This is a genomic window from Hamadaea sp. NPDC050747, assembly GCF_040654195.1.
Lineage (GTDB): Bacteria > Actinomycetota > Actinomycetes > Mycobacteriales > Micromonosporaceae > Hamadaea.
The window spans coordinates 633,260-657,941 of sequence record NZ_JBFAHM010000001.1 but is presented as its reverse complement, the minus strand read 5'-3'; the positions used below and the strand labels follow the sequence as shown (position 1 = coordinate 657,941).

Genomic DNA, 24,682 nt, shown 5'->3' with positions numbered 1-24,682 from the left:
GATTCCTCAATGCTGGAGACTTCGGTCCGACTTCTACGGCTGCTCGCCCTGCTGCAGTCGCGGCGCGACTGGTCGGGCGCGGAGCTGGCCGACCGGCTGGAGGTCACCAGCCGGACCGTGCGGAACGACATCGAGCGGCTGCGCATCCTCGGCTACGAGATCCACTCCAGCACCGGGACCACCGGCGGCTACCGGCTCAGCCCCGGCAAAACGGTCCCGCCGCTGCTGCTGGACGACGAGGAGGCGGTCGCCGTCGCGGTCGGGCTCAGCGCGGCCGCGGCGGGCTCGGTCGCGGGCATCGAAGAGCCGTCGGTACGCGCACTGGCGAAACTTCAGCAGACCCTGCCGACCCGGCTCCGGGGCCGGGTCGACGCCGTACGCCGGGCGACGGTCTTCGCGGCAGGCGGTGGTCCTGCGGTCGACCCACAGCATCTGACGGTCATCGCCGCCGCCATCCGGGACCATGAGCGCCTGCGGTTCGACTACACGGGACACTCCGGCGACACCACCCGGTCCGTCGAACCGCAGCGACTCGTCTACACCGGACAGCGGTGGTACCTGCTGGCCTGGGATCTCGACCGGGGCGACTGGCGTACCTTCCGGGCGGATCGGATCACGCCCCGGCCACCCGCCGGCCCCCGGTTCACGCCGAGGGAGCTGACCGACGAGGAGGCGACCGACCGCGTACGCCGTGGGGTGGGTTCCCAGGCCTGGCCCCATCAGGCGGAGGTGCGGCTCCACGCCTCGGCCGAGGCGCTCGCCGGCCGGATACCGCCGGAGGCAGGCCTCCTCGTCCCGATCGACGACGAGACCTGCCTCTTCCAGACCGGCACGAACTCGCTGCTCGGCCTGGTCACCTACGTCACGAAGCTCGGCGTCGGGTTCACCGCGGTGAACCCGCCCGAGCTTCGTGAGCTGTTGCGGCAGCTGGCCGCGAGCTATTCGGCGGCCGCCGAGTAGCCGCGGAACCTGAAGAGCCGCAGGCTGTTCAACACCACGAAGATGCTGCTGAACGCCATCGCCAGGCCGGCCAGCACCGGCGTCACCAGGCCGAGGGCGGCCAGCGGGATCAACACCAGGTTGTACGCGAACGCCCAGAACAGGTTCTGCTTGATGTTCCGCAGGGTCGCCCGCGACAGCCGGATCGCGTCCACGGTCGCCGTGAGGTCACCCCGGACCAGGGTCAGATCGGCGGCCTCGATGGCGGCGTCGGTGCCGGTGCCCATCGCGAGACCGAGGTCGGCCGCGGCCAGAGCGGCGGCGTCGTTGACCCCGTCGCCGACCATCGCGACCACCGCACCGCGCTGCTGCAGCTCCCGGACGGCGTCGACCTTCCCTGCCGGCAGTACGCCCGCCACCACGTCCGCGGCGGCGATGCCGACCTGATCGGCGACCAGGCCGGCCGGACCGGCCGCGTCGCCGGTCAGCAGCACCGGCCGCAGTCCTTCCCGGCGCAGCGCCGCGATCGCGTCGGCCGAGGTCGACTTGACCGTGTCGGCGACGTGCACCCAGCCTGCGAACGTCCCGTCCACGGCGACCGCCACTGACGTCATGTCCTCGCGGGCTCCGTCGGCCGGCACGGCTACGCCGTTGTCGGACAGCAGGGAGGCCCGCCCGACCAAGACCGTCCGGCCGTCGACCACGCCGGACGCCCCGAGCCCGGGCAGCGCCGTGAAGTCGTCCACCCGGGACAGTTCCGGGGTCGCCGCCGCGACGGCTCGGGCGATGGGGTGCTCACTGGCCTGTTCCAGGCTTCCGGCGTACCAGAGGAGCTTGTCGGCGCTGAACCCCTCGGCGGGCGAGAGGCCGGCGAGCGCCATGACACCCGTGGTGACGGTGCCGGTCTTGTCGAGCAGGATCGTGTCGACGCGGCGAGTGGACTCGAGGACCTCCGGCCCCCGGATCAGGACGCCGAGCTGCGCGCCGCGCCCGGTGCCGACGAGCAGCGCGGTCGGCGTGGCCAGGCCGAGCGCGCAGGGGCAGGCGACGATCAGGACCGCGACCGCCGCGGTGAACGCGGCCGTGACATTGCCGGTGACCGCGAGCCACCCGGCGAACGTGCCGAGCGCGATCAGAATGACCGCCGGGACGAAGACGGCGCTGACCCGGTCGGCGAGCCGCTGCACCGGAGCCTTGCCGGACTGCGCCTCCGTGACCAGCTTGGCGATCTGCGCGAGCTGCGTGTCCGCGCCGACCCGGGTGGCGCGGACGATGAGCCGCCCGCCCGCGTTGACCGTCGCGCCGACGACGTCGGAACCCGGCCCGACCTCGACCGGTACGCTCTCGCCGGTCAGCATGCTGGCGTCGACCGCGCTGGCGCCCTCGACGACCACCCCGTCGGTGGCGATCTTCTCCCCGGGACGGACGACGAACACGTCGCCGACCTTGAGCTGAGCGGCCGGCACCGTACGCTCCTGGCCGTCGACCAGCAGCGTCGCCTGCTTCGCACCGAGGTGGAGCAAGGCACGCAGAGCCGATCCCGCCGTACGCTTCGCGCGGTGCTCGAACCAGCGCCCGGCCAGCAGGAACGTGGTCAGCGCGGCGCCTACTTCGAGGTAGAGGTGCTGCTCGGTGACCGAGCGGGCGAACAGGTCGAGCGGCATCTTCATGCCGGTCATCCCGGCGTCGCCGATGAAGAGCGCGTAGAGGCTCCACAGGAACGACGCCGCGACACCGAGGCTGATCAGGGTGTCCATGGTGGCCGTGGCGTGGCGCGCGTTGAGCAGCGCCGCCCGGTGGAACGGCCACGCGCCCCAGGTCACGACGGGGGCGGCCAGGGTGAGCGCGGCCCACTGCCAGTTGTCGAACTGGAGGGCCGGGATCATCGAGAGCAGCACGACCGGGATCGACAGCACGATGCTGCCGACGAGTCGCTGGAAGAGCGGGTCGTGCTCCTTCTCCTCGGCCGGCTCGGTGACCTCGGGCTCCGGCGGCGTCGCCGTGTATCCCGTGGCCACCACCGTCGCGACCAGGTCGTTCACGGTCACCGAGGGCTCGTAGGAGACGTGCGCCGTCTCGGTCGCGAAGTTCACCGACGCCGTGACGCCGGGCATCTTGTTGAGCTTCTTCTCGACGCGGCCGGCGCAGGTCGCGCAGGTCATCCCGCCGATGCTCAGCTCGATGACGTTCTGCGTTTGCATTGGTGTCCTCCCAATCCGAGTGTGGTTTGGGCGGACGACGGTCAGTTCCCGAAGACCAGAGTGAACGCGGCGGTGTGGACCTTGCCGCTCACCTGGAAGTCGAAGAACATCCGGTACGTCCCGGTGCTGGGCGCGGTCGCCCAGAACTTCACCGCACCACCCGTGAGCTGTGTCTCCGGATGGGTGTGCACATACGCGAGATCCAGCTCGCGTAGGAAGACCAGGTGGCCGTAGCTGCCGAGGTAGGGGTCGACGGTGACGGGCTTGCCGTCCGAGAACACCCGGAACAGCACGGGCGACGTCGCGCCGAGCTGCAGCGTCCCCTCGTACGCCACGGTGTATCCGTCGACGCTCACCTGCCGGGCCACCGCTGGTACGGCGGTCGGCTGGTAGGAGCCGGCGACGGTGAGGTCGGTGCCGAGCGTGATAGCGGTCTGCGCCCCGGCCGCGCCGATCGCCGTGAAGTCGGCGATCGCCCGCCAGATCCCGGGCTGGGCCAGGTTCACCTGGACCGACCAGGTTCCGTCCGGCGCCATCGTCGGATGGAGATGCTGGTAGCCCGACAGGTCGCGGCGGGCCAGCACGAAGTGCAGCGGCCGGTCGTGCACGACCGCGAAGGTCGACACGGGCTTGCCGTCCGGCCCGGTCACGAGGAACCGGAAGTCCTGTACGCCCGTCTTGAAGCTGGTCTGCTTCGGGACGAGCGTGTAGCCGGCGGCATTGATCGACAGGCCGCCGACCTCGCTGCCGGTCATGCCCGTCATCGCGTGCGTATGCGGGCTGGCTTCGTTGAAGGTCGGCGTCACTCCCGAGGGAGTCCCGCCGGAGGCCGACGGCGACCCCATCGCCTTGCCGAGGGCGAACCCGGCGATCAAGGCGATGACCAGTCCGCCGACGATGACGCCCACCCGCAGGCCGCCGGGGTCGGCAGTCCGCGGGCGGGGCTTCGAGACCGGCGTCTCGGTGTCAGCCATCGATCCCGACCAGCTCATAGCCGGCCTCGTCGACGGCGGTACGCACCTCGTCCAGGGCCAGCGGCGCGTCGCTGTTCACCTTGGCGACACCGGCCGGCACGTCGACCTCGACCGTGCGTACGCCCGGCAGCAGGGTCAGCTCGCCGGTCACCGCCTGGGCGCAGTGGCCGCAGGTCATGCCCTTGATCTGGTAGGTCGTCTCGACAGACATGGTGACTCTCCTCGTTGCGGAAGCGCTGTCGCGCTAGCGGACCAGGCGGGCGATCGCGTCGCTCGCCTCCTTGACCTTGGCCGTCGGATCACCGTCGCGGGCGGCCTGCACGACGCAGTGCCCGAGGTGGTCCTCCAGAAGGCCGACCGCGACCGCCTGCAGCGCTTTCGTGGCTGCCGAGATCTGGGTCAGCACGTCGATGCAGTAAGTGTCCTGCTCGACCATGCGCTGAATGCCGCGCACCTGGCCTTCGACCCGACGCAGCCGGCTGAGCAGGGCCTGCTTGTCCTCGGCCGCGCTGTAGCTGTGCCCGTGGTTGTCGAGGGCAGTTGTTTCCGTCATGCCTCGACCATACCCCCCTAGGGTATCCGGTGCAACAACTCCGCGAGGTGAGGACGCACACCCCATTCGGACACCAACGCCTGATAGTCGTCCGCCGCGACCGGCGGGTTCCCGCGTCCGGTCCGGGTCGCCTTCAGGAGGAGATTCCGGGGTGTGTGGGCGGAGTCTACGAACTCCACGACGTCGACGGCGTACCCCTGCTCGCGGAGGATCGCCGACCGCAAGGCGTCGGTGAGCACGTCGGCGAACCGCTCACGCAGAATGCCCGACCGGGTCAGGGCCGACGCCTCGGGCCGCTCGGGCTGCCGTTCGCGGAGTTGCCGGGAGATGTCCTTGTGGCAGCACGGCGCGGCCAGGATCCAGCGGGCGTCCCACTCGACCGCCCGGGCCAGCGCCTCGTCGGTGGCGGTGTCACAGGCGTGCAAGGCCAGCACCACGTCCACCGAACCGTCGACCCGCGCGTCCAGGATCGTGCCCGCGACGAAGTCCAGGTTGGCGAAGCCCAGCTCGGCGGCCAGGCGGGTGTTGCGCTCGCGCTGGTCCTCCCGCACGTCCACGCCGGTCAGGTGCACGTCCAGGCCGCGTCCGGTCAGATAGCGGTACGCCGCGAAGGTGAGGTACGCGTTGCCGCAGCCGAGATCCACCACCCGCAGCCGGTCGGGCGCCTCAGCCGGGAGGGTCGCGTCGAGGGCTCGGAGAAACGCGTCGACCTGCCGTCGTTTGCGGGCGTCGCCGCCGATCACGTCGAACAGCGGGTCACCCGGGTCGAGCAGATGCCGCTTCTCCCGATCATGCGCCTTTCCCGTGGTCGCCGGCGCGATCGGCGGGGCTCCCTTCGAGAGCAGCACCCGGCCCTTCTTGCTGATCTGCACCTTCACCGTCTGCCGGGCCGTCTCCACGTGCCAGTTCCGATAGCGCTCGTCCAGGATCGGCTCGACGGCCGCCTTCGTGACCGGGACCGTCCTGGTCGTCGGGCGTACGCCGTCCTCGGTGACGATCTGCAGCGCCGGACCGGACTTCACCTCGATCGGCCGCACGGTCAACCGCTGGGCACCCGTGGTGGCGACCGCCCGGATCAGATCTTCACTCAGCAGCGCGTCCCGCAGCTCAGCGGCGGCCTCTTCCCACGTCATCCCCCTAATCTACCGACGCTTCCGCCCCGACCCCTTCAGCGCTGGATCAGGGTTCTCGGCCGAATCTTGGGCCAAGATTCGGCCGAGAACCCTGATCCAGTGGAGGCCGCCGGCAAGGCCACGCCGGGCTACGTGACGTGGCCGTAGCCGCGGATCGGGAGGCCGTCGAAGAAGTCGATGCGGACCTTCTCCCCCGGGGTCGGCGCGTGCACCATCCGGTTGCCGCCGATGTAGATCCCGACGTGGTGCAGATCCCGGTAGAAGAAGATCAGGTCGCCGGGCTGGAGTTGATCTCGTTTGATCTTGCGGACGACGTCGAACTGACGGGCCGAGTTGTGCGGCAACTCCTTCCCGACCCGCTTGTACGCCGCCAGCACCAGGCCGGAGCAGTCGAAGCCGTCCGGCCCCTCGCCGGCCCACCGGTACGCCTTCCCCAACTGCCCCAGCGCGAAGTCGAGGATCTTCGCCGGAACCCCGGTGACCTCCGGCTTCACCCAGCCGACCCGGGCGTTGCGGTGCGGCGGCGTACCCGATGGGCCGAAGGCGTGCGTACGCCAGCGCTGGAGGGTGGCCAGATCCGACTCGATCTTGGCTCGGCTGGTGGCGAGATCCTTCTGCTGCGCCCGGCCCTGGGCGATCAGCGTACGCAACGTCGCCTGGGCCGCCTCGTACTCCCGGCGCAGCCCGGTCAGCGAGGCGATCTCGCGGCGCTGGTCGTCGGCCAGCAACTGAATGACCATCAGCTGATCCAGGACGTCCCGGGTGGAGTCGGCGTGCAGCAACGCGGCGAACGTGGTCGACCCCGCCGTCGTGTACGCCGCGCTCGCGATCACCCCGACCTTGGCCCGATGCTCGGCGACCTGCTTCTCCAACGGCCCGATCTGCCGTTTGAGCACGGTGATCTGCGCGACCGTCGTCTGCAGGTCGGAGCGGAGCTGGTTGTACCGCTCGATGACTCCTTCGAGCTGGTCGGACGCCCGGTTGATGCGGTCGGCCAGCTGCTCGCGACTCAGTCCGGCGGGCGGGCCCGGCGGTACGCCCGGCTTGGCCACGGCGACACCCGGTGCGGTGATCGACAGCGCGAGAACAGTGGCAACGCCCAATGACCGAATAAACCGGCCGTACCATGCAAAACGGGAGAGCATCGACACGTCCCAGTCAACGACCGTTCTCGGCGTGGCGTGACGCCGGCCGTGGCGAACCGTGTAGCGAACGCGACACTAGTTGACGGTTCAACTATCTGCTACGCTCATCGCATGCCAGCCATCACCGTGGAAAACGTCCTGGTCCTGCCGCGCGTCAGCCAGCCGGACCCGACGACTCCGGAGCGTCCCGTCGTCTCGGTGACCACCGCGCCGAGCGGCTTCGAGGGCGAGGGCTTCCCGGTGCGCCGGGCCTTCGCGGGCGTCGACCTGCGGCACCTCGACCCCTTCATTCACATGGACCAGATGGGCGAGGTGGAGTACGCCCCAGGCGAGCCGAAAGCCTCACCCCTTTAGGTACCTACTCCTCGGGTGCGCTGGCTGGCTGTGCAAACTCGACCGTAACGCGCTCCTCGACCCGTCCCGCCTGCCCCTTGTGCGCTGACTTCCGCACGGTGATGCGCCGGACGAAGAGCTTCACGAACTGGCGACGCTCGGCGAGGGGCGCGCCGGCCCACCACGAGCCCGGCCCGAGCGGGTCGCTACCAGGCTCGCCGAGCCACTCCCCGATCGGCAGGGTAGGCGTGATCGAGGCTTCGAGGCTGGCAATGCGCTCTTCGATCTCTGCCAACCGCCCACCGAGCGCTGCCTCCTCCGCGAGGAACCGCTTACGCCCGAGGTCGCCGGAGTAGCCGCCCGCCTTGCGGTCGTCGTAGAGCAGCTCAAGCGCCTGCGCTGCGTCGGCCCGCTCCGCGACAAGGCGGTTGCGCTCCCCGATCATCGCCGGGTCCTGCGCGGCGAGACCGAACATGCGCGTTGCCTCCGCGACGATCGCAAGCGAGTCCTCGTCGTCCTCGGCTGTCGCGATCACGGCGAAGATGCGCCGCACAACGAGGTCGTCGAGGCCGCGCTGACTGACCGCGCACGTTCCCGGGTGGTCTCCGGGCTGGCGGCGACGCCGGTCAAGCGTGCATGCGTAGGCTGCGTTCACGCGCCGCTGCGGCGCGTTGTTCGCCTTCATTGGCTTGCCACACTCGCAGTACGCAACGCCGACCGAGCCGAGCAGCGACGCACCACGCGATAGGCCGTGTCCTCGTCCCCGCCCGTCGAGCCAGAGCTGTAGGGCGTGCCACTCCCCCGGGTCGATGATCGCGGGCCAAGGACGCAACGGCTCGCCCGTCTCGGGGTCGTGCGTGATCCGGTAGCGGTCGATGACCTTGCTCTTGCGGCCGTCTGCGCGGGGCTTGTAGACCACCTCGGCCGCGTAGCCAGCGATGCGCGGATCGCGAAGGATGCGGATCAGCGTCTTCGGGTGCCACGAACTATCGGCCGTCTCCTTGCCGACCGTGTTGCCTCGGGTCGGCGTGCCGTCGTCGTTGAGCATCTTGCAGATGCCGGACAGTGAGCCGGGGTGCCGTCGGTGCTTATTCGGTTGGTAGTGCTCGTGTCCGTGCCGGTCTATCTGATCCTTGACGTGGCGGATGACTTTTGCCTCGTCCGGGTTCTCGACGAGCACGTTGACCGCGATCAGCTTCCCGTCGGCGTTGGCGCGCATCTCCTGACCGAGGCTGAAGCCGTACGGGGCCTTGCCACCGACGAAGCCGCCAAGCTGCCGGGCGACATCCTTCGCGCCGCGAATGGCCACGCTCTTGTTCTTGCTCTCACTGTGGGCGGCGTCAAGGCGCATGATCAGATGGATTAGGTCCATGAGGTTTCCGCGCCGGAATTCGCCCTCGGTTACCGAGACGATCGTGACGCCGAGGTTGAGCAGCTCGGTCACGATGGGGATTGCGTCGAGCGGGTCGAGCCGCGACAAGCGGCTGATGTAGTAGACAATGATCATGTTGACGCGGCCGGCCCGGCAGTCGTTCAACAGCCGCTCGAACTCGGGCCGCTCGACGCCGCTGAAGCCGCTAATGCCGATGTCCTCGTAGCTGTCGACCCAGACCGCGCCCGGGTAGTGCTCGGCCTTCGCACGGTTCGCGGCGCGCTGCGTCGCGGGTGATGCCTCGGACTTGTTCTCCCGTGCCGCTGACTGGCGAACGTAACCGCCGACGTGTATTGCCGTGCCGGTTACCCATACAGGGGGTGTCATGCGACCAGGGTAGACGCGCTAGTCGCCTCACGCAAACGCGCTAGCCGTCTCGCGCTAGACAGCAAAAAGCCCGCCTCGGCGAACCGGGGCGGGCTGCGGAGCTGTGCGGGTTACGCGGTTGGGACGTGGTAGACGCCGTCCTCGTCCGTGTTCTCGACGACGTCGCGAATGAACGCCTCCTGCTCGGCGGTCAGCGGGGCGGTCTGCTCGACGTCGGTCATGTCGACGGCCACGCGGAGCCCTTCCGGCTCGATGTTGTACTCGCGGGCGAGGTCGGTGATCGTGGTCATTGCGGGCTCCTTTTGGGTAGGCGTTCAGCTCACAATCGGCGTGAGTCCCGTTGACCGGGCTCCCGCACCCCCGCCTACGCAGGGAACTATGAGCGACGATACTTCAGAACGTCGCGATCCACGCGCGGTCGAGGTCCGCGAGGTCATAGAGCTGATCCCAGAAGTGATCGAAGTCCGTCGCGTCGTCCGCGTGCGACAGGCCTTCGACCACCTCGTGAAGCTCGGAGCCCTCGTCGCCCTCGATCTTGAACCACCGATTACGCCGGAGGGTCGCAACGATGCTGTCGCGACGCTGCTCGAAAGTCATCTCAGGATTGCGCCAGACATCGGCGACATTGACTCTGTACTCCCAGTGCGGCATGGCTCTCTCCTGGTCTCGTGGCGGGAACGTATGGCGTCAGGCAGCGCGCGCTGCGCGACGCGACAGCGAGACCGCCTCGGGCGGGCAGGAGTTGTATACCAAGGTGACCGTGCCGTCGGTTCGCACCTTGTAGTGGTGCTCGCAAGTCGTCGAGCCGCACTGAAGGCTGTAGGCGTACAGCATGTAGCCGCCCTGACTGTCGACGCCCGCCGTCTTCCCGATGAAGACCTCCGGGCCACAGAGCACGCGCGGCGGACCGGGGCGGGTGACGGCGGAGGCCGGCGCGGAGGTGCCGAGCACGGTCACCGTGGTCAGGGCGACCGCGAGGGCTGCGCGGGTACGAATGTGCATCTCGTGTCCTTTCGATAGAGGCACTGGGCTGTGTCGAGCGTAGGACGCGCTAGACGCCTCTTGCAAGACGCCTAGCGCACCACATCTGAACTAAGCTGCTGCGTTCGCCGCGACCAGAGCGAGCGCCGGGGCGGCGTCCGCCTTCGGCTTGGTCGCGCCAGAGTCGCGGAGGGCACGGCGGGACATCCCGAGGATGTACGCCACCTGCTCTTGCGTCCGCTTCGGGCACTCCGACCACAGCGCCTCGGCGAGGTAACGCGTCTCCTCGGCGGGCCGCCCGGTCGACGGGGCGGGAGGAACGGTAACCCGCGTGACGGCCCAATCCGGGATGATGTCGGCCGCCACAAACAGGGGCGTCTGCGGGGCGTCCGCCGTGGCGGGCGTGGCGGGAGGCATGGCGTCCTCGGGCGGGACCGGGGCGGACGCCGGGCGGGACGAAGGCGTGAGCAGAGCCACGATGGCGTCGGCTCGGGCGATCCGCCGCGCCGCTTCCTCGACAACCTCATCCGACGCCTTCAACGCCAGGCGCTTGAGGCGGCGCGTCCGCCGCGCGGTGAGGCGTCCGCCCGAGACCACGCGGAAGCCCGCCACAGTCATGCGGGCGGTCAGCCGCTCCGTCGCCGCCTCGGTTACGGTCACCTCGCCCGCCTCGGCAAGGCGGAGCCACACGAGCACGCGGCGAGGCGAGATCGCCCAGCTAATCGCGTTCGCGATTCGAGCGCGGGTCGCTTCCTTCTGGAAGCCGAGCCACCACAGCGAGGCGACGAGGATAGGCATACCGAGGCGGATGGGGAACTCGACCACGCTGCCCGAGTTGAGGCTCACGATGACGCCCGCGCAGACAGCGATCGTCCACACTGCCCGGCCGTGGATGCCGAGCGTGCCGGCCTTGTCGTGCAGCCGCTTCGCGCGGATCGCCTCCGACAGCATCGCGGCCTCGGCCACAGCGAAGAGTCCCAGTGAGAGGATCGAGGAGAGGTGAAGGCGCTCGGTCGCGACCTCGTACATGCCCTCCGCAGAGAAGGCGGTAGCGATCGAGACCGCGAAGCCGGTAGCGAGGGCGTCGGCCTTGCCACGCTTGAGTGCGCGCCGGACGAGCAACGCCAGGACAACGATGACCACGGCGGCAGCCGGGATGATCAGGCGCTCAAGGTCGCCGAGCCATTCGAGGGCCTCGGCGGGAGTCATGGGGCGCATTGGGGGCTCCTTAAGGGGAAGTCGTTCATGCGTGTAAACACACCCTACATGCGCACGGTGCCTTGCGCAAGTCGGCTAGCGCATATGGCCCCGACCGAAGCCGGGGCCGTCGCGTGCGAGCTATCCGACCTGCATCTCTTCGCGGTTGCACGGGCAGATCGGCGCGCCGACCTCGTCGAGCCACTTCTTCGTAGTGCGGGCGGTGTAGCCGCAGTCCGCGCAAGAGCACTTGATCATGCGCGTTGTCTGCGTCTTCTCGCCCTTACCGGCCGGGAAGCTGAGCAGCTTCGCGTGCGGATACGCGCCGAGTCCGGCCGCGATCTCCGCGAGCTTCGGCTTCAGCTCCTCCCCCGCCACCGTGGCGGTCATCTTCCCGGCGAGGCCGATGCCCTTCGCGAGCCGGGCGAAGTTGCCCTTGTGGCCGCTCTTGCAGTCGTCGACCGCGTGAACCAGCTCGTGAGCCAGCGTCGCGAGGACCGCGCCCGCGTCGTCGAGGACGGGCGAGATGAAGACCTGAGCCACCTTGTCAGCCGACGCGGCGGACGCCCAGCACTGACCGATGACGGCATTCTTCTTGCCGCGCCCGCCCGGCCAGCCCACCGAGACGCGCACGGCGGGGATCTCCGCGCCCTGCTCGGCGAACATCGGGCGCATGGCGTCAACGGCGGCGATGAGCCACTCTTCGCGGGTGGCGAAGGGCTCGGCGGGGGTCTCGGCGGTGACCTCCATGGCGTACGCGATGCACTGCGTACAGGAAGCGTCTTCGTCACCATCGTTGAAACTGACGGCCCGATGCGCCACGCCGTCAAGGAGATGGGCCGCCATGTCGCACGCGGCTTTCCCGTCCGTGCCCTGGTAGTGAACGACGGCAGGGTTACGCGGGTCCGCCTCGGCGCTCTCCGGCTCGGCGGGGGCTTCGTTGTTGCAGGCGAGGGCAGACCGGTCGAACTCGGCGTTCATCTCCAGCGCCTCAGCGTGTGCCCGCTTGATCGCGGCAACGTCCTCCGGGGCTAGGATCACGGTCTCGGCCGGCGCGAGGACCATAACGCCCTCCGATGTGGTGAAGACGTAGTCACGCTGGCTACGGCGGAAGGTCTGGTACGTCCGGACTTCAACGCTGGTCGCGACGAGAGTCATGACTCCCGTCTTCCGACGGGCCGCCGCGAGAACAGGCTTCCGGTCGAACATCCGCGCCGACTCGGCGGACTCGTGCGTGACCAGGATTCGGACGGGCTCGCCAGCGGCAACGCGCTTAGCAAGGGCGGCGGCGGTGGTCTTTCCTGCGGCGGTCATCTCGGTCTCCTTCGTAAGCGGTGCGTGTAAACGTCACTGTACTCACGTTAGTCAACTTGCGCAAGTCGGTAAGCGCGCCGGTTGTCGGTAGTCCGCCACGGGACCGCGCCGACGGCGCGAACGCCCTAATGTTGTGCGGTTGCCGACCCTCTCGATTGGAGTCCCGATGAACCGACCACGCGCCGGCCTGCTCGCGCTGCTCGCTCCCCTCGCCCTCGCGCCCGCCTGCGGCAGCGAGGAAGCGCCGACGGCAGCCAGCCCCGCCCCTGCCGCGTCGTCCCCTGCGCCCGGCGTGGTGACGGTCGTCACGTCGGGCTTCGGGCAAGAGGACGAGTACGCGTGGATCACGGCCGTGGTGAGGAACGACGGCGGCGCGGAAGGTCACTTCGTCGTCGTGCAGTTCAACGTCACGGACGCGAGCGGGAAGCTGATCGCCAGCGAGAGCCAGACGGAAGGCTTCAGCAAGGCCGGCGAGACGCTCGCCATCGGGACACAGATCACCGTGCCGGACGGAGCGAAGGTCGCGAAGGTGGAAGCCACGGTTGTAGTCGAGTCGACGACGACCGACGCTAAGCCGTTCGCTGGCGTCAAGGTGGGGCCGGTCGCCATCAAGTCGACGAGCGGCACCTACAAGGCGAGCTTCACGGCGGAGAACCCTGCGACCGAGCCGCTCCAAGACGCGCGAGTCGGCTTCGTCTGCTTCGACGCGGGCGGGAAGGTCATCGGCGGGGCGAGTGAATTCCCCGACGCCATCCCGGCCTCGGGTAAGGCCCTCGTGACCGGCGACCTGATCGTAAGCACGAAGCCGGTCAGGTGTGACGCGTACGTTGGCGCGCCAGTCTGACCGGCTCGGGGTGTGGTGCTTTCATACCGTCCCGTTCGGCGCGAGGTGCGCGAGCTTCGCGCGGAGCACTGCGCGGACGCCCCAACGCGGGTCGTTCCACCAATTGCCCGACGTGTAAACGGCCTCGTCGAGCCAGAACCGACGGAACACGCGGTCACGCTGGTTGGGATTCAGCTCGGCAACAGCAGCCCGTACCTCCGCGCGGATGTCGTCCAACTCGGCGACGGCGTAACCGTGCTCGGTGCCCGCGACCTCGTCCCATTCGCGCATGACGTCGTCGGGGTACATCTGCTCGACCTGGTCGGCGTGGATGACGCCGCCCTTCGAGTTGATGCCGTGCGGCGCGGGGGTCTTCTCCTGGCCCGTCCACTTACGCCGGTTGAGCACGGTCAGGATGTGCCACTTAGCGGCCTGAATCAGGTAGGAGTCGAGGCTTCCGCGCTTCGCGGTGTCGGCCTTCTCGTACGCCTTCCACATGGCGTACATGCCCTCGGCTTCGAGGTCGTCCGGGCTGATGCTGGCCGGGGCCATCTTGCGCGCGTAGCCCTTCAGCCACGAGCGCGCGACGCTGCTCTTCATGACCGACTCGAAGGACGGCCGGGTCTCAGTGCTCGACATGCTCGGCCTCCAACGCAGCGGCGACCACGGTTGGGCGGGCGAGGGTGCTCGCGGTGAGCGCGGCGCGGAGCTGAGCGAGGCCCTCGGGTGTCTCCCACCCGGGCTCAGGCCGGCCGAACTCGGCGCGGTACCAGTCGCGGACGTAGTCGACGGCGTCGAGGACGCGCCACCACAGATCGCGGAGGCCGTACGCCACGCGGCGGTGTCGGGCGGTCATCGGCGCGTTCCCGGCCGCGCGGGCAGGTCCCAGAGCAGCGAGCGCAAGGCGTCCTCGGCCTCGGCTTCGAGCGCGTCGCGCTCCTCGAAGTCGGTGTAGTCGTAATCGGCCGAGGGCGCGAAGTCGGAATCTGCGGTGATCATCGGGTCTCTCCTCTGTGATGAGCGGTTACAGGGCCTATGCGCCAGGCGGGGGCGGACTGTTCGCCTCGCCCCCGACCAATTTCGCTAGGCGGTCCGCGCTAGGCGACTAGCGCATCTACCCCAAGAGCAGACCGCATCTTCGTCAGCGCGCGCTGCCGCGTGCGCAGGGTCTTCAGCCGCGAGAAGCCGTGACGGTGCCCGATCTCGGCGTCCGGCACGGGGTCCTCGTCGCCGAAGCCGTAGGCGAGGGAGATTACGAGGGTCTCGATCGCGTCGACCGAGGAGAAGGCGAGATCTACCAGCACGCGATCTTCGGCGTCCGCGATCTCGCGCGGGGCGACCAGTGAGACCGGCTCGGACCCGTCCCCCACGTTGAGCGCCTGAAGCGAGTTGCTGCGGTACAGCGCAGAGAAGACCGTCCAGAAGGTCTCTTCGGTCATCGCGTGCGACGGCGCGAGCTTCGCGGCGGCCGAGAAGTCACCACCCGCTGCGGCGACGATGCCACGCCAGCGGTCGAGCGTCCGGCCCGGCACGGTGAAGCCGGAGCCGTTCGCCTGGTCGGCGTCCTCCGAGAGGGCGGCGTCGAGGTGATGCCGGAGGATCGAGGTAAGCCGGGTCGACTTGCTGACGTCGTGCGCCTTGATCGCGGACATGAAGCCCAACAGCGCAGACTGCCGGGCGTCGTCGAGCGACAGGGCGCGGGTGTAGTGCCCGACCGCGCGGCGGAGCTGCGGCATGTACGAGGCGAGCAGGCGGAGCGTCGCAGTCTCGTCGCCGCCCTTCGCGGCCTCAATCAGCTCGACCTCCTCCGCGTCGGTCTCGATGTGCTGCACGGGCGCTTCCCAGATGGCATCGAAAGTGGACATACCAACCCTCCAAAGGGCGCAAGAGGTCCGGCCGGTGGTACCGGTCCGTTCCGACGGGTGTTCTAAGTCGCAGCTAAACAGCGCTGCTCGGCACCAAGATTGCTCGCGCTAGGCGACTTGCGCAAGTGTGCTAGCGGAGATCGCGGGGATTCCATCCGAACGGATGATCACGGAAAGGAAAGCGGCCCCCGGGAGTCACTCCCGAGGGCCGATGATCGTTAGTGCGGTCAGCGTGTCAGCGTAGGCGCAAGGTCAGCGAACTTGGCCAAGCTCATGACGGGCACCCCGTACGCCGGGGCCATGGTCGCTTCCCACTGCCGCTCAGCGCCGGGCATGGTCACGACGTAGTCCGCCATCAGAAGCGCGTCGAGGTCGCACGCCGTGATGAGTAGCTCGTCCTCGACGCCTGCGGCTTCCTCCGGCGCGGCGGCCGGCAACGCGACCTCGCACCCGAGCACCGCGAGAGCGGCGCAGACGGCGGCGACGGCGGCGAGGTTGGCGCAGTGAGGAGGGGTGGCGAGGTAGATCTTCAACGTCCGTTGGAACGTTTCCAACGCGACTGAGCTAGGGGGCAATCTGCTAGACCTCCTCGGACCATGGGGCTACCGCACGGACGAGGCCGACGCGTGCGCCGCGTAAGGCTACGATCGCTCCCCGTATCGCGCGCTCGGATCGTACTACCTCCGTGCGCAGGTCGAGGCGGTGTTGATCTAGCGCAATGTCACCCGTTGGGTCTGAACGTACGTTTTTTGCCCGTTCGGTGGTGTCCTCCCTCGGTCGAGGGGTCGGGGACATCGTCCATTGGGCCTCTATCGCGGTCGGCAAAAGCGCAGAAAGCGCGTCGGCCTCTCGGCGGAGCAAGTCGAGCAAGCGCGCAAAAAGCTCGGCGTCCGTATCCTGATCGGTGTCAATGGGGGTCACTCGCTCGCTCCTCGCCTGCTCACGGCCCGCACTCGAACATGCGTACGAAGGATCATAGCGCTAATGCGGTCCTTTCCGGGGTGTGACTACAGGTACTCAGGTGCGCCGTATCCGTGGCCCCAACTCGGGCCGTAGACCGACGGGTCGGACTCGATTCGCACGCCGTAGAAAGTGGATTCCATGAGGCGGCCGATCTCGCGGATTACCTCCTCGGCGGACTCGCGAGGGGCCTGCGCGATCAGCTCGTCATGCACGGGCAACAGCAGGTGATCGCCCATGCCCGCGTCGAAGATGTCGACAATGGCCTGAGCGAGCAGGTCGCGCGCGGTCGACTGCACGACGTAGTTCGTGGCCGCGTAGAGACGGTTACGGTCGAGCGGTAGGTGCCGGCCCGAGGGTGTGACCACCTCGCGCTTACCGAACTCGGCGCGGGCCATGAGGCGACGGGCGTAGCGCTTGATTCCGGGGAACGTCGCGTCATAGGCGGTCATCGCCGTCTTCACGGCCGTCATGTCCGCGCCTGTCTGGCGTGCGACGGTGGTCGCGCCACCGCCATAGACCTTCCCGAAGCCGACTGCCTTCGCGATCTTCCTATGTTGCTTCGTGAAGTCCGGCCCGAAGACGCGCTCAGCGGTGAAGCTGTGCAGGTCGACGCCCTCGGCGATAGCGCGCTTCATGGTCTCGTCGCCGGAGAGCGCGGCAAGTACACGCATCTCGACCGCCTGATAGTCCGCCGCGATGATCACCTGACCGGGGTCAGCGATGAAGCTTCGTCGGATGGTCCAGTCGGACGATGGGAGTTGCTGAAGCGGCGGCCGGGAGACCGACATGCGCGCCGTCCGCGCTTGGAGCCCGCCGATGGACGGGTGTAGGCGGCCGTCCGCGTCCATGAGGTCGAGGAACGCCTGAGCGTATGTCTCCGCCCACTTCGCGGCCCGCTTCCCGCGCACGATCGCGTCGGCTAGCGGGTTGGGAGTGCGGGCGTCGATCCGCTCCCACTGAAGCGAGAGATCTGCGAGCGGCAAGAGCACGCCCTTGTCGACCTTCGGTGCGCCGGACGCTGTCCGCTCGTCGAGGGTCTCCCCCATCGCGAGCAGCGCAGCGGCGACCTGCGCCGTGCTGTTGACGTTGGCGACGCCGTACTGAGCGGCCGTCCGGATGTGCCGCTCCGCCTCGGCGAGAAGGTCCCGCTTGAGGCGCTCGACGTACCCCACGTCGAGGCGCATCCCTCGGCGTTGCATGATCGCTAGGCAGACCTGTAGGTGGTGCTCGAAGGTCGAGAGCCGGTCGAGCCCAACCTGATGGACGGTCGGGGCGATCTCGTCGAAGAGCCGACGGGCGTAGATGACGTCAAGGCCGGCGTACCGGATATACAGCTCGTCGTCGATCGGGATGCCAGCCCACCCGGTCGCCTTCGTGAAGCCGAGCGCGCGGAACCGCGCCGTCAGGCCGTTCGCCGTGTCGACCGCGCCCGGGTCGACGTAGACCGCCGAGAGCGGCTTGAGCGCCAGGCCGAGCCCGCCTTCCTGCTCGGCGCGCGGGTCGAGGAGGTGAGCGAGTACGCGGGTGTCGAAGGTCTGCGGGCCGAGGTCTTCGACGCGCACGCCCGCGTGCCGGTCGAGGACGAGCAGGTCATAAGGCGCGTTGTGCGCAACGAAGTGGCGGCGCATGCCGAGTGCGCGGCGGATCGCGGCGGCGAAGATGTCCCAGCGCAGCACCCACGCCTCGACGCGGTTGCCGAACTGCACGAGCCGGAGACGGTGACCAGGCGTGTAAACGTCGAGGCCGGTCGTCTCGGTGTCGATCGCTAGGACGCGGTCGCCTGCGGCGAGGAAGGAATCGAAGCCGTCGAGGTCTTCAAGGCGCTCGGGGAAGTAGATCTTGCACTCTTCGCCCGCCACCTGATGAGTCAGCGTGATCAATCAGGGCTCCAAACGCAGATACCCCCGAAGCGCCACGGCTTTTCGTTCAGCACGTAGCGCCCCGGGGGACTCTTAGGGGGTGAGCTAGTCGCGGCCTGATGGCCTGACGAGCGCCAGAAAGACGACGATCACGGCCAGCCCGATAAGGAAGACCACGATCGGGTTGTCGCTAATCGCCGCACGCACCTCCGCAGCACCCCCCACCGATCGGGAGCGGCTCGTCCGGGTCGACGTCCGGCGCGTCCGGGTGGAACGCGCCCGCCTCGTCGTTCTCGACCATCAGCAGACGGCCCCCGCTCATGCGCGAGACTCGAAGTGCGGCAACCGCCTCGCGCGAGGTGGCTAGCGCACTGTGCCCACAAGGAACTACGCCCGTCCGGGTCTGCACGCAGACCTGAGCAGGGCGCACCACGTCCAGCCCGCCCATGAAGTCGGCGGCCTCCCACATGCCGGGTAGCTCGGCGTCGTTCACTGCGTCATAGCCGTCGATGGCGATGGACACAGTCGGCGCGGGGTCACCGCAGATGTTGTGCACGAACAGCGGGCACGCAGGGCACCCGCCCTTCACGCCGCACTCGTCGCCCGGGGTCGTCATGCGACGTCCGCGTTGGTGAGGCCCTCGGGGTTCACCTCGACGACGTCGAGGTAATCGACGATGCCCTCTCCGGCAGCCTCCTCGACGAGGCGCTCAGCGAAGAACCGAATGACGTCGGCCTCCTCGTCGTCGAGGTGCATCTTGAAGTGGACATCACCGCGCGGGAAGCCCGCACAGATCTCGTACTCACGTCGGCTCACGGGGTAGCTCCTTGGAACACATCGGCGAGCGAAGCGCCGGTTAGTGGGTTGTCGCTCTGCCTATGCGCCAGGGGGCTAGCAGGTGTTCGCGATACGGCCGGACTTTCTCCGGGGATTTCGTCGGCCTGCTTGGTGCGCCGGAGCCCACGGAAGCCACGCTCGGACGCCGTGCGGTACTGCGAGATACCGCGCTCGTCGAGGGCGGCGTACAGCGTCTTCCGCTGCCACCGTTCCTTGAGCGGAAGCGCCTCCTCCTCGGCCCACTCGCGATAGGCGTCCCAGACCTCACGGACGGGAACCGTTCCGTCCGCGTCGCGGATGAAGACCCCGGGCAGGAAGCCCGCAAGCGCGTCGCTCGTCTGCCGATACTCAGCCGTGGCATTGCGGATCGCGGCCGGGTCTCCAAGACCGTCGCGGTACCACTCGACCGCACCCCGGACGGCCCACGTCAGGATGCCCTGCGCCTCCGCCGCGAGCTTGTCGCCGAGCTTGTGGTCACGCTCCTCCGGCTTGAAATAGCGCGTCCACGGAATGAGCTTCACGCGCCGCCACAGGCCCTCGTCCTGGCCTCGGAAGCTCGGCTTGAAGTTGGTCGCCAGCATGAGCAGGAACGTCGGGCGGAACTCGAAGAACTCGCGCCGCATGAACCGCGCCGAGATCAGGTCGCGACCCGTGACCCGCTTCAGCACCGCCTCGGCCATCGGCCGCCCCTGCTCGCCCTCGGCCGCCATGACGAGCCGAGCACCCTTCAGAGCCGCGATGTCGTTTGGGATACCGCCGCTCCCCCGCTCCTCGAAGGTAGAGAACGGCGTGGTCACGGTCAGCTCACGGAAGACCTCGGTCAGGCAGTCCGTGAAGACGCTCTTGCCGTTCGCGCCGGTCCCCCACAGCACCGCGAAGCACTGCTCTGCGGTCTCCCCCGTAATGCCGTAGCCGACGAGCCGCCGCGTGTACTCCGGCAGGTCGGGATAGTCGGGGAAGACCTCGCCGAGGAAGGCTTCCCATCGCGGCGCGGTCGCCTGCGGGTCGTAGTCGAGGTCAACGCGACGCGTGAGCAACAGCGACGGATCGTGCGGCAACAGCGCGCCCGAGCGGAGGTCGACCACGCCGTTACGCACGGCCAAGAGGTGATGTTGCTTGTCGAAGTCGTTCACGTCGGCCGCGACGCCGGAGAGCGCCTGAAGCTCGCGCACCATCGAGTCGATGCCACGCGTCGAGTTGGCGTGCTTCGCGAACGCCTTCAGCTTGCCGACCCGCGCCCGCAGTGCCTTCGCGTCGCCGCCCGGGTCGTTCGCCTCCTCGACCGCGTCGAGCGCCTCGGCGAGGGCCGCGGCCTCGTCCCAGATCGAGCGCGCGACCTCCTGTGCGTGCGTGCGAACCTCGTCGAGCTTGTCGACGCGCCACACGCCGTCGCGGAGGATGAAGAAGCCGGCCTCGGGCGAGTACCTCACACCCGAGCGAAGCCGCTCGAAGTGCTCGCGCAGACGGCGAGCAGCGGCAACGTCGGTCAGGTCGCCGTCCGTCCATGCGTCCATTCGCGTACGCAGCCCGCCCGGGTCCTGCGCGGACTGCACGGCGCGGACGAACTCGGTAGCGAAGGTGTCGGGCTGCCGCTCGCGCCACGCGGTGATGTCGTCGCCGTCGACCGGAGGGCGGAGCTTCCGCACGGCAGCGCCCAGCTTCGCGAGGTCGGCCGCGAGCTTGCGCGTGAAGCTATCGCCTGCCGGGTCGGCGTCGCCGCAGACGACGATCGGGCGTCCGCTCGCCATGCGCACGATGTCGTCGGCGACCGAGCCAGCGAGGCCCGCACCCCGGACGGCAATCGTGTCGTACCCGACGGCGCACGCGGTCAGGCCGTCGCCCGGTCCTTCCGTGACGATCACCTCGGACCATCCTGTGTCGGCCGGGAGCCATGCCAGCTTCGCCCAGCTCGCGCCATCGGGCGACTTCGGACCGAGCCACCGCACCTTGGCGGCCGGGTCAAGGGCGCGGGCCTGGTAGCCGCGCGGGATGCCGTCCTTGTCGCGGAACGGGACGACGAGGCGGGGGCCTCCGCCGAGGTCGAACGCGAGGCCGAGGCCGAGACGGCGGACGTCGTCGTCCGCGACGCCGAATCGGTCAGCCGCGTACTGGCGAGCCGCGAAGGTGTCGTTACCCCACTCGCTCTCGTCCCATATCTGCACGGCGTACGCGTCGAGGCGCATCGCCAGCGCCGCGATCTGCACGGGACCGGCCGGGAGAGACGTCGAGGTCGCGCGGGTCACCACGTCGCCGGGCTCGATCGCGTCAAGGTCGGCCCACGACATACCGAGGGCTTCGATAATGCCGTCGGGGTCGTCGTCCTTGCGCTTGCCGGTCGAGCAGCCAGCGCGGCACTTGAGCAGGATCTTCCCGGCCTCCGAAACGGCGATGCGCAGGGACGGCCGAGAGTCGGAGTGTGCCGGGCACGGGACAACCCAGCCGTCCGGCTCGTCGACCACCTCGGGGAAGCGGGAGAGGAACTCGTCGAGAGTCACCATGGTCCTTTCTGGAATGCGATCGCATCGCCTATGCGCCAGCACGGGCGGGAAGTTCAGGCAGAAAGAGCCCGCCTCGGTGCGGACCGGGGCGGGCTCTTGGAAGTGGTCAGGCCGGCGCATCGCCGCGCGGGAAGGGCTTCGCGTGGTCGCGGAGGCACTCCCCCATGTGGTACCGGTACGCCCCGGGGGCATCGCGCGCGAGCAGCTCTTCAGCGCGGCGCAGACGGACGAGCATGCGGCCGAACGTCGCGACCGTCATCACGGCGTACCCGTCGCCGAGCACGCGCCGAGCGCGCTTCACGAACGCCACTCCGAACGGCTCGCCCGCGTGCGCCTTCTGCCGCTCCGCGCCGTCGAGGCCCTCACGGATGGCGTCCTCCCAGCTCTTCCAGTTCTTCGCCTGTCCGACGAAGGGAGAGAGGCCGTGGATGTCACCGGAGTCCTGCCAGCCCTCGTTATGCGGGCGGGTAGCCAGCAAGCCGAGGGCGCAGAAGGCGCGCGTCAGGCGGCGTTCCCAGTCGGTCCCCTTGGCTTTATTGGGATTTGACATCGGTGACGTCCTCCCAGGTGACCTCAGCGCGGTAGACGCGAACCTCGGTCGCGCCCTGCCTGCGGTAGGACTCGGCCTTGTCGCGGGCGTAGTCCTCGCGGGTGTAGGTCCTGCTCGCGGGCTCCCAGTAGTGGCGCTGACCTCCGGTCGCGGCGACGCGCCAGAGGATGCGAGGAAGTCGGTTCATGCGGCCCCGACCTCCGTGCCGGGAACGGCTGACCACTCCGGCGAGCACGTCTCGACACGCACGACGACGTTGCGCCCGGCAATGCGACCGCGGGAACGCGTGGCCGCACCCTGTGTGGAATACGGCCCGGTCGTGCGGACAAGATGGCCGTCGTCTTCGGCGTACGACGCGGCCCGGTACATCGGCGCGTTCGGTCCGACGTAGGCGCGCTTACGGTGGCTCATTCGATCTCCAAACGTCGAAGGCCCCGGCCCCTGCGGACTACGCGGGAACCGGGGCCGGAGGTGAGCTAGGCGACTAGCGCGACTTGATCAGAAGGGAGGCTCGTCGTTCTCGAAGCGAGCGCTGACGGCCTCGGTGTAGCGGCCGACGATTTCGATGACCGGCTTCACGAAGCTTCGGCCGGTCGGGCTCTTCGGCTCGACCCGCTCCAGCTTCAACCACGCGGTGACCGGGCCGTCGTACTGGTCGAGCTTCGCCATCACGCCGACGAGATCCTTCACGAGCGACCACGAGCCGGACGCGAACTTGAAGCGGCCCAGCTCGGGGTCATCGGCCAACCGGAAGTAGACCGTGATCGAGGGCTGGCAGCCGGTACCCTTCTTCGCCGCGTCCTTGCGCTCGGCGAAGGTCGACGGGCACGCGCACGGCTGACCGGCCGCCTCGTCGAGGGTCTGCTCAACGCCGTCGCACTTGCGGATCGCGCCGGCCCGGCCCCAGAGGACCATTTCCTGACGGATCGCCGAGGGGCCGTCGAGGATCACCTTGATCTTCGGCGCGGTGGTGAAGACTTCGAGCTTGTCCTCACCCTGCGTCTCCCACTCCTGCGCGCCCTTGCCTCCGAATCGGGTGTTGACGATGTGCGCCACGTCCGGGTCGCCGGTCGTGATCCGCCACGCTTCGAGCGTGGCCGGACGGTTGTTGATCTGGTAGCCCGAGCGGAACCGGCCGACCAGGTCGTCAGCGAAGCGGGGCTTCGGCGCGGCCTCGGGGTCCGTCTCGAAGATGCGAAGTGCGGAAGACAAAGAGCGATCTCCTTCGAGAGTCGCGGGCGCGCTGCTAAGCCGCGTCGTTTAAACCGCGCGGCGTTGAAAGCGCGGTCCCGCATGGTGGGGTCAAGGTGCCTATGCGCCAGGAGGGCGGAAGGTGTTCAGCCGCGTCGGGGCGGCGGACCCGGTCGGTAGCGCACGGCGTAAAGCCCCCACGGACCGACGCGGAGGACACGACGGAAGGTCGCCGCGTGCGCGCCGCGAACGGAGGTCGTCCGGAAGTACGCCGACGCAGGACGCGGGCGACTCAGCCAGCGAAACACCCAGTGTGCAGGGATGCGGATCACGTTGGCGCTCCCATCGGCAGGCCGGGCGGCCGGGAGATCGCCGGGGCGGACTTGTCGGTGTTCGGGGCGTGGCCGAGAACCTCGGCGATGCGCGCCGATCGGCGAGCGCCCATGTGTGGCAGGAGTGCGCGCATGACGGCCTCGGCGCGGGTACCCGAGACCTCGGCGTGCCAGGTCGATTTGAACGGCTTGCGCTTGAGCGTCACGCGGACGGACGTGCCGAGCAGCGTCGCCGCGCGCCCGATCACGTCCCGGTCGACCATCTCGACGCGCACGCGCGGATAGCGGCCTCGGTGAAGGTCGAAGGTGCCCTCACCTTCGAGGAGACCGGCGAGCCACATCACGTCATCGCGAGGTGCACGTTCGATCATGCGGCCCGCCGAATGGTCGGGCGGACCTTCGGGGCGGAGGCTTGCTTGTTCAGCGGCTTCCCGATGATCGAGGGCTTGAATTCCTTCTCGTAGCGGAAGATCTCGCGCAGGTGAAGGAAGTAGCTGAAGGTCTCCTCGTCACAGCGAATCGGAACGAGCTGCCAGTCTTCGGGGTGCCCGTTGGGAATCCACAGCACCGCGCCGCCCTCAGCGCCGGGCATCGGTACGCGCGAGCCGTCCGGCCGGATGATGTACTCGGCGTGCCGGTACGCGGCGAGCTGAAGCCCGACCTCCTCATGGATGCCCGAGCGGGTGGTCTTGTAGTCGATCCACACCCGCTGACCGTCGATGATCGCGAAGGCGTCGAACGAGCCCGCGTAGTCGTGAGTCTCGGACCATACGGTCTCTTCCATGTGGATGAACTCGGGCGAGAACTCCTTGAGGAACTGGCCGAAGGCGTCGACAAACCCCTTCAGGTCCGGGTGAACGCGGGTGATGGTCTCACCTAGCGCCATCCGCTCGAAGAGGTCGTGCGCCTGCGAGCCGATGTCGGCCGCCTGCGCGGTGTCGCGGCGCGGCGCGCCCTTCAGGAAGTCGACCGCGCCGGCCGGGCCGTTGCGTAGGGTCAGGCCGACGATCTCGCCGAGGTTGTTCACGGCGTGCTCGGCGACAACCTTCGCGTTCCACGGGCCGAGGAAGCCCTTCGGAAGCATGTCGATGATCGAGGTAACGCCGGGAGACTTCACGGCCCCGTCGCCGGGATGGACGTAGAAGCGCGAGCCGCCCCTACTGATGGTGCTGATCTTCGGTGTGGTCAAGGCGCAAGGCCCCCTTCGGACGCACGTCAGTACGTCCGGCCTATGC

At 68.8% G+C, this 24,682-nt stretch carries 29 protein-coding genes and 1 pseudogene; 3 read left to right on the top strand and 27 right to left on the bottom strand.

The genetic code is table 11. The features are described from left to right. Positions 1 to 9 precede the first annotated feature (9 nt). Complete coding sequence (locus AB0H43_RS03240) at positions 10 to 960, top strand: YafY family protein (RefSeq protein ID WP_359995582.1); 951 nt, start codon at positions 10 to 12, stop codon at positions 958 to 960. Here AB0H43_RS03240 and AB0H43_RS03235 read toward each other — a convergent pair. From AB0H43_RS03235 to AB0H43_RS03210, 6 genes are all read right to left on the bottom strand, one after another. Next, positions 939 to 3,140, bottom strand: a complete 2,202-nt coding sequence (locus AB0H43_RS03235; protein WP_359995580.1) for a heavy metal translocating P-type ATPase — start codon at positions 3,138 to 3,140, stop codon at positions 939 to 941. The genes AB0H43_RS03240 and AB0H43_RS03235 overlap by 22 nt on opposite strands. Positions 3,141 to 3,181: 41 nt before the next feature. Beyond that, a complete protein-coding gene (locus AB0H43_RS03230) occupies positions 3,182 to 4,114 on the bottom strand; it encodes a hypothetical protein (RefSeq protein ID WP_359995577.1) in 933 nt (310 codons plus the stop codon). Then, the gene (locus AB0H43_RS03225; protein ID WP_359995574.1) at positions 4,107 to 4,325 is read right to left on the bottom strand and encodes a heavy-metal-associated domain-containing protein; all 219 of its coding nucleotides are present in this window, start codon (positions 4,323 to 4,325) and stop codon (positions 4,107 to 4,109) included. Before AB0H43_RS03225 ends, AB0H43_RS03230 begins: the two co-directional genes overlap by 8 nt. Before the next feature lie 33 nt (positions 4,326 to 4,358). Then, positions 4,359 to 4,667, bottom strand: a complete 309-nt coding sequence (locus AB0H43_RS03220) for a metal-sensitive transcriptional regulator (RefSeq protein WP_253759776.1) — start codon at positions 4,665 to 4,667, stop codon at positions 4,359 to 4,361. Between the two features lie 17 nt (positions 4,668 to 4,684). Beyond that, the gene (locus AB0H43_RS03215; protein WP_359995570.1) at positions 4,685 to 5,800 is read right to left on the bottom strand and encodes an SAM-dependent methyltransferase; all 1,116 of its coding nucleotides are present in this window, start codon (positions 5,798 to 5,800) and stop codon (positions 4,685 to 4,687) included. Between the two features lie 128 nt (positions 5,801 to 5,928). Then, entirely contained in the window at positions 5,929 to 6,903 is a 975-nt protein-coding gene (locus AB0H43_RS03210) for an NlpC/P60 family protein (RefSeq protein WP_359995567.1), read from the bottom strand. A 153-nt stretch (positions 6,904 to 7,056) separates the two neighbouring features. Here AB0H43_RS03210 and AB0H43_RS03205 point away from each other — a divergent pair. Beyond that, positions 7,057 to 7,290 (top strand): annotated as a pseudogene (locus AB0H43_RS03205) (pirin family protein); the annotation flags it as partial. A 13-nt stretch (positions 7,291 to 7,303) separates the two neighbouring features. Here the strand turns inward: AB0H43_RS03205 and AB0H43_RS03200 are convergent. The 6 genes from AB0H43_RS03200 to AB0H43_RS03175 all read right to left on the bottom strand — a co-directional run bounded on the left by AB0H43_RS03200 (position 7,304) and on the right by AB0H43_RS03175 (position 12,529). Then, positions 7,304 to 9,037, bottom strand: coding sequence for a recombinase family protein (locus tag AB0H43_RS03200; RefSeq protein ID WP_359995564.1), 1,734 nt, complete (start codon positions 9,035 to 9,037; stop codon positions 7,304 to 7,306). A gap of 110 nt (positions 9,038 to 9,147) precedes the next feature. Further along, the gene (locus tag AB0H43_RS03195) at positions 9,148 to 9,327 is read right to left on the bottom strand and encodes a hypothetical protein (protein ID WP_359995561.1); all 180 of its coding nucleotides are present in this window, start codon (positions 9,325 to 9,327) and stop codon (positions 9,148 to 9,150) included. A 103-nt stretch (positions 9,328 to 9,430) separates the two neighbouring features. Continuing rightward, positions 9,431 to 9,688: a hypothetical protein gene (locus tag AB0H43_RS03190; RefSeq protein WP_359995558.1), complete on the bottom strand. Its 258-nt coding sequence runs from the start codon at positions 9,686 to 9,688 to the stop codon at positions 9,431 to 9,433. A 36-nt stretch (positions 9,689 to 9,724) separates the two neighbouring features. Next, positions 9,725 to 10,039, bottom strand: a complete 315-nt coding sequence (locus tag AB0H43_RS03185; RefSeq protein ID WP_359995555.1) for a hypothetical protein — start codon at positions 10,037 to 10,039, stop codon at positions 9,725 to 9,727. A gap of 90 nt (positions 10,040 to 10,129) precedes the next feature. After that, positions 10,130 to 11,236, bottom strand: a complete 1,107-nt coding sequence (locus AB0H43_RS03180; RefSeq protein ID WP_359995552.1) for a hypothetical protein — start codon at positions 11,234 to 11,236, stop codon at positions 10,130 to 10,132. A gap of 120 nt (positions 11,237 to 11,356) precedes the next feature. Continuing rightward, a complete protein-coding gene (locus AB0H43_RS03175; protein WP_359995549.1) occupies positions 11,357 to 12,529 on the bottom strand; it encodes a hypothetical protein in 1,173 nt (390 codons plus the stop codon). Between the two features lie 139 nt (positions 12,530 to 12,668). Here AB0H43_RS03175 and AB0H43_RS03170 point away from each other — a divergent pair, with 139 nt between their 5' ends. Beyond that, the gene (locus tag AB0H43_RS03170) at positions 12,669 to 13,373 is read left to right on the top strand and encodes a hypothetical protein (RefSeq protein WP_359995546.1); all 705 of its coding nucleotides are present in this window, start codon (positions 12,669 to 12,671) and stop codon (positions 13,371 to 13,373) included. Positions 13,374 to 13,394: 21 nt separating this feature from the next. Here the strand turns inward: AB0H43_RS03170 and AB0H43_RS03165 are convergent, their stop codons facing one another. From AB0H43_RS03165 to AB0H43_RS03095, 15 genes are all read right to left on the bottom strand, one after another. Then, positions 13,395 to 13,991, bottom strand: a complete 597-nt coding sequence (locus AB0H43_RS03165; RefSeq protein ID WP_359995543.1) for a sigma-70 family RNA polymerase sigma factor — start codon at positions 13,989 to 13,991, stop codon at positions 13,395 to 13,397. Then, a complete protein-coding gene (locus AB0H43_RS03160) occupies positions 13,978 to 14,208 on the bottom strand; it encodes a hypothetical protein (RefSeq protein ID WP_359995541.1) in 231 nt (76 codons plus the stop codon). The genes AB0H43_RS03165 and AB0H43_RS03160 overlap by 14 nt, the downstream gene beginning before the upstream one ends. Beyond that, positions 14,205 to 14,351 carry a hypothetical protein gene (locus AB0H43_RS03155; RefSeq protein ID WP_359995538.1) on the bottom strand — a complete coding sequence of 49 codons (147 nt, stop codon included), beginning with the start codon at positions 14,349 to 14,351 and terminating at the stop codon, positions 14,205 to 14,207. Before AB0H43_RS03155 ends, AB0H43_RS03160 begins: the two co-directional genes overlap by 4 nt. Positions 14,352 to 14,449: 98 nt before the next feature. Beyond that, the gene (locus AB0H43_RS03150) at positions 14,450 to 15,217 is read right to left on the bottom strand and encodes a hypothetical protein (protein ID WP_359995535.1); all 768 of its coding nucleotides are present in this window, start codon (positions 15,215 to 15,217) and stop codon (positions 14,450 to 14,452) included. A 227-nt stretch (positions 15,218 to 15,444) separates the two neighbouring features. Continuing rightward, complete coding sequence (locus tag AB0H43_RS03145) at positions 15,445 to 15,771, bottom strand: hypothetical protein (RefSeq protein ID WP_359995533.1); 327 nt, start codon at positions 15,769 to 15,771, stop codon at positions 15,445 to 15,447. Between the two features lie 453 nt (positions 15,772 to 16,224). Then, complete coding sequence (locus AB0H43_RS03140) at positions 16,225 to 18,060, bottom strand: DNA polymerase (RefSeq protein WP_359995530.1); 1,836 nt, start codon at positions 18,058 to 18,060, stop codon at positions 16,225 to 16,227. Positions 18,061 to 18,229: 169 nt separating this feature from the next. Further along, positions 18,230 to 18,655, bottom strand: coding sequence for a hypothetical protein (locus AB0H43_RS03135; RefSeq protein WP_359995527.1), 426 nt, complete (start codon positions 18,653 to 18,655; stop codon positions 18,230 to 18,232). Then, positions 18,652 to 18,855 carry a hypothetical protein gene (locus AB0H43_RS03130; RefSeq protein WP_359995524.1) on the bottom strand — a complete coding sequence of 68 codons (204 nt, stop codon included), beginning with the start codon at positions 18,853 to 18,855 and terminating at the stop codon, positions 18,652 to 18,654. Before AB0H43_RS03130 ends, AB0H43_RS03135 begins: the two co-directional genes overlap by 4 nt. After that, a complete protein-coding gene (locus AB0H43_RS03125) occupies positions 18,852 to 21,374 on the bottom strand; it encodes a phage/plasmid primase, P4 family (RefSeq protein ID WP_359995521.1) in 2,523 nt (840 codons plus the stop codon). Before AB0H43_RS03125 ends, AB0H43_RS03130 begins: the two co-directional genes overlap by 4 nt. 106 nt (positions 21,375 to 21,480) lie before the next feature. Further along, positions 21,481 to 21,924, bottom strand: coding sequence for a hypothetical protein (locus AB0H43_RS03120; RefSeq protein ID WP_359995518.1), 444 nt, complete (start codon positions 21,922 to 21,924; stop codon positions 21,481 to 21,483). After that, complete coding sequence (locus tag AB0H43_RS03115) at positions 21,908 to 22,111, bottom strand: hypothetical protein (protein WP_359995515.1); 204 nt, start codon at positions 22,109 to 22,111, stop codon at positions 21,908 to 21,910. The genes AB0H43_RS03120 and AB0H43_RS03115 overlap by 17 nt, the downstream gene beginning before the upstream one ends. Further along, positions 22,108 to 22,335 (bottom strand): hypothetical protein, encoded by a 228-nt coding sequence (locus AB0H43_RS03110; protein WP_359995512.1) that lies wholly within the window; start codon positions 22,333 to 22,335, stop codon positions 22,108 to 22,110. The genes AB0H43_RS03115 and AB0H43_RS03110 overlap by 4 nt, the downstream gene beginning before the upstream one ends. Before the next feature lie 87 nt (positions 22,336 to 22,422). Then, positions 22,423 to 23,136 (bottom strand): hypothetical protein, encoded by a 714-nt coding sequence (locus AB0H43_RS03105; protein ID WP_359995509.1) that lies wholly within the window; start codon positions 23,134 to 23,136, stop codon positions 22,423 to 22,425. A 307-nt stretch (positions 23,137 to 23,443) separates the two neighbouring features. Then, entirely contained in the window at positions 23,444 to 23,818 is a 375-nt protein-coding gene (locus AB0H43_RS03100; protein ID WP_359995506.1) for a hypothetical protein, read from the bottom strand. Continuing rightward, a complete protein-coding gene (locus AB0H43_RS03095) occupies positions 23,815 to 24,636 on the bottom strand; it encodes a hypothetical protein (protein WP_359995503.1) in 822 nt (273 codons plus the stop codon). The genes AB0H43_RS03100 and AB0H43_RS03095 overlap by 4 nt, the downstream gene beginning before the upstream one ends. Between the last annotated feature and the right edge of the window lie 46 nt (positions 24,637 to 24,682).

Bases quoted from the DNA above. Each gene is read 5' to 3' on its own strand.
- AB0H43_RS03120 (WP_359995518.1), bottom strand. From the start codon at position 21,924: ATGTCAAATCCCAATAAAGCCAAGGGGACCGACTGGGAACGCCGCCTG.
- AB0H43_RS03230 (WP_359995577.1), bottom strand. From the start codon at position 4,114: ATGGCTGACACCGAGACGCCGGTCTCGAAGCCCCGCCCGCGGACTGCC.
- AB0H43_RS03180 (WP_359995552.1), bottom strand. From the start codon at position 11,236: ATGCGCCCCATGACTCCCGCCGAGGCCCTCGAATGGCTCGGCGACCTT.
- AB0H43_RS03115 (WP_359995515.1), bottom strand. From the start codon at position 22,111: ATGAACCGACTTCCTCGCATCCTCTGGCGCGTCGCCGCGACCGGAGGT.
- AB0H43_RS03135 (WP_359995527.1), bottom strand. From the start codon at position 18,655: ATGACGACCCCGGGCGACGAGTGCGGCGTGAAGGGCGGGTGCCCTGCG.
- AB0H43_RS03195 (WP_359995561.1), bottom strand. From the start codon at position 9,327: ATGACCACGATCACCGACCTCGCCCGCGAGTACAACATCGAGCCGGAA.
- AB0H43_RS03225 (WP_359995574.1), bottom strand. From the start codon at position 4,325: ATGTCTGTCGAGACGACCTACCAGATCAAGGGCATGACCTGCGGCCAC.
- AB0H43_RS03240 (WP_359995582.1), top strand. From the start codon at position 10: ATGCTGGAGACTTCGGTCCGACTTCTACGGCTGCTCGCCCTGCTGCAG.
- AB0H43_RS03150 (WP_359995535.1), bottom strand. From the start codon at position 15,217: ATGTCCACTTTCGATGCCATCTGGGAAGCGCCCGTGCAGCACATCGAG.
- AB0H43_RS03235 (WP_359995580.1), bottom strand. From the start codon at position 3,140: ATGCAAACGCAGAACGTCATCGAGCTGAGCATCGGCGGGATGACCTGC.
- AB0H43_RS03155 (WP_359995538.1), bottom strand. From the start codon at position 14,351: ATGATCACCGCAGATTCCGACTTCGCGCCCTCGGCCGATTACGACTAC.
- AB0H43_RS03220 (WP_253759776.1), bottom strand. From the start codon at position 4,667: ATGACGGAAACAACTGCCCTCGACAACCACGGGCACAGCTACAGCGCG.
- AB0H43_RS03160 (WP_359995541.1), bottom strand. From the start codon at position 14,208: ATGACCGCCCGACACCGCCGCGTGGCGTACGGCCTCCGCGATCTGTGG.
- AB0H43_RS03185 (WP_359995555.1), bottom strand. From the start codon at position 10,039: ATGCACATTCGTACCCGCGCAGCCCTCGCGGTCGCCCTGACCACGGTG.
- AB0H43_RS03100 (WP_359995506.1), bottom strand. From the start codon at position 23,818: ATGATCGAACGTGCACCTCGCGATGACGTGATGTGGCTCGCCGGTCTC.
- AB0H43_RS03165 (WP_359995543.1), bottom strand. From the start codon at position 13,991: ATGTCGAGCACTGAGACCCGGCCGTCCTTCGAGTCGGTCATGAAGAGC.
- AB0H43_RS03190 (WP_359995558.1), bottom strand. From the start codon at position 9,688: ATGCCGCACTGGGAGTACAGAGTCAATGTCGCCGATGTCTGGCGCAAT.
- AB0H43_RS03175 (WP_359995549.1), bottom strand. From the start codon at position 12,529: ATGACCGCCGCAGGAAAGACCACCGCCGCCGCCCTTGCTAAGCGCGTT.
- AB0H43_RS03110 (WP_359995512.1), bottom strand. From the start codon at position 22,335: ATGAGCCACCGTAAGCGCGCCTACGTCGGACCGAACGCGCCGATGTAC.
- AB0H43_RS03215 (WP_359995570.1), bottom strand. From the start codon at position 5,800: ATGACGTGGGAAGAGGCCGCCGCTGAGCTGCGGGACGCGCTGCTGAGT.
- AB0H43_RS03200 (WP_359995564.1), bottom strand. From the start codon at position 9,037: ATGACACCCCCTGTATGGGTAACCGGCACGGCAATACACGTCGGCGGT.
- AB0H43_RS03125 (WP_359995521.1), bottom strand. From the start codon at position 21,374: ATGGTGACTCTCGACGAGTTCCTCTCCCGCTTCCCCGAGGTGGTCGAC.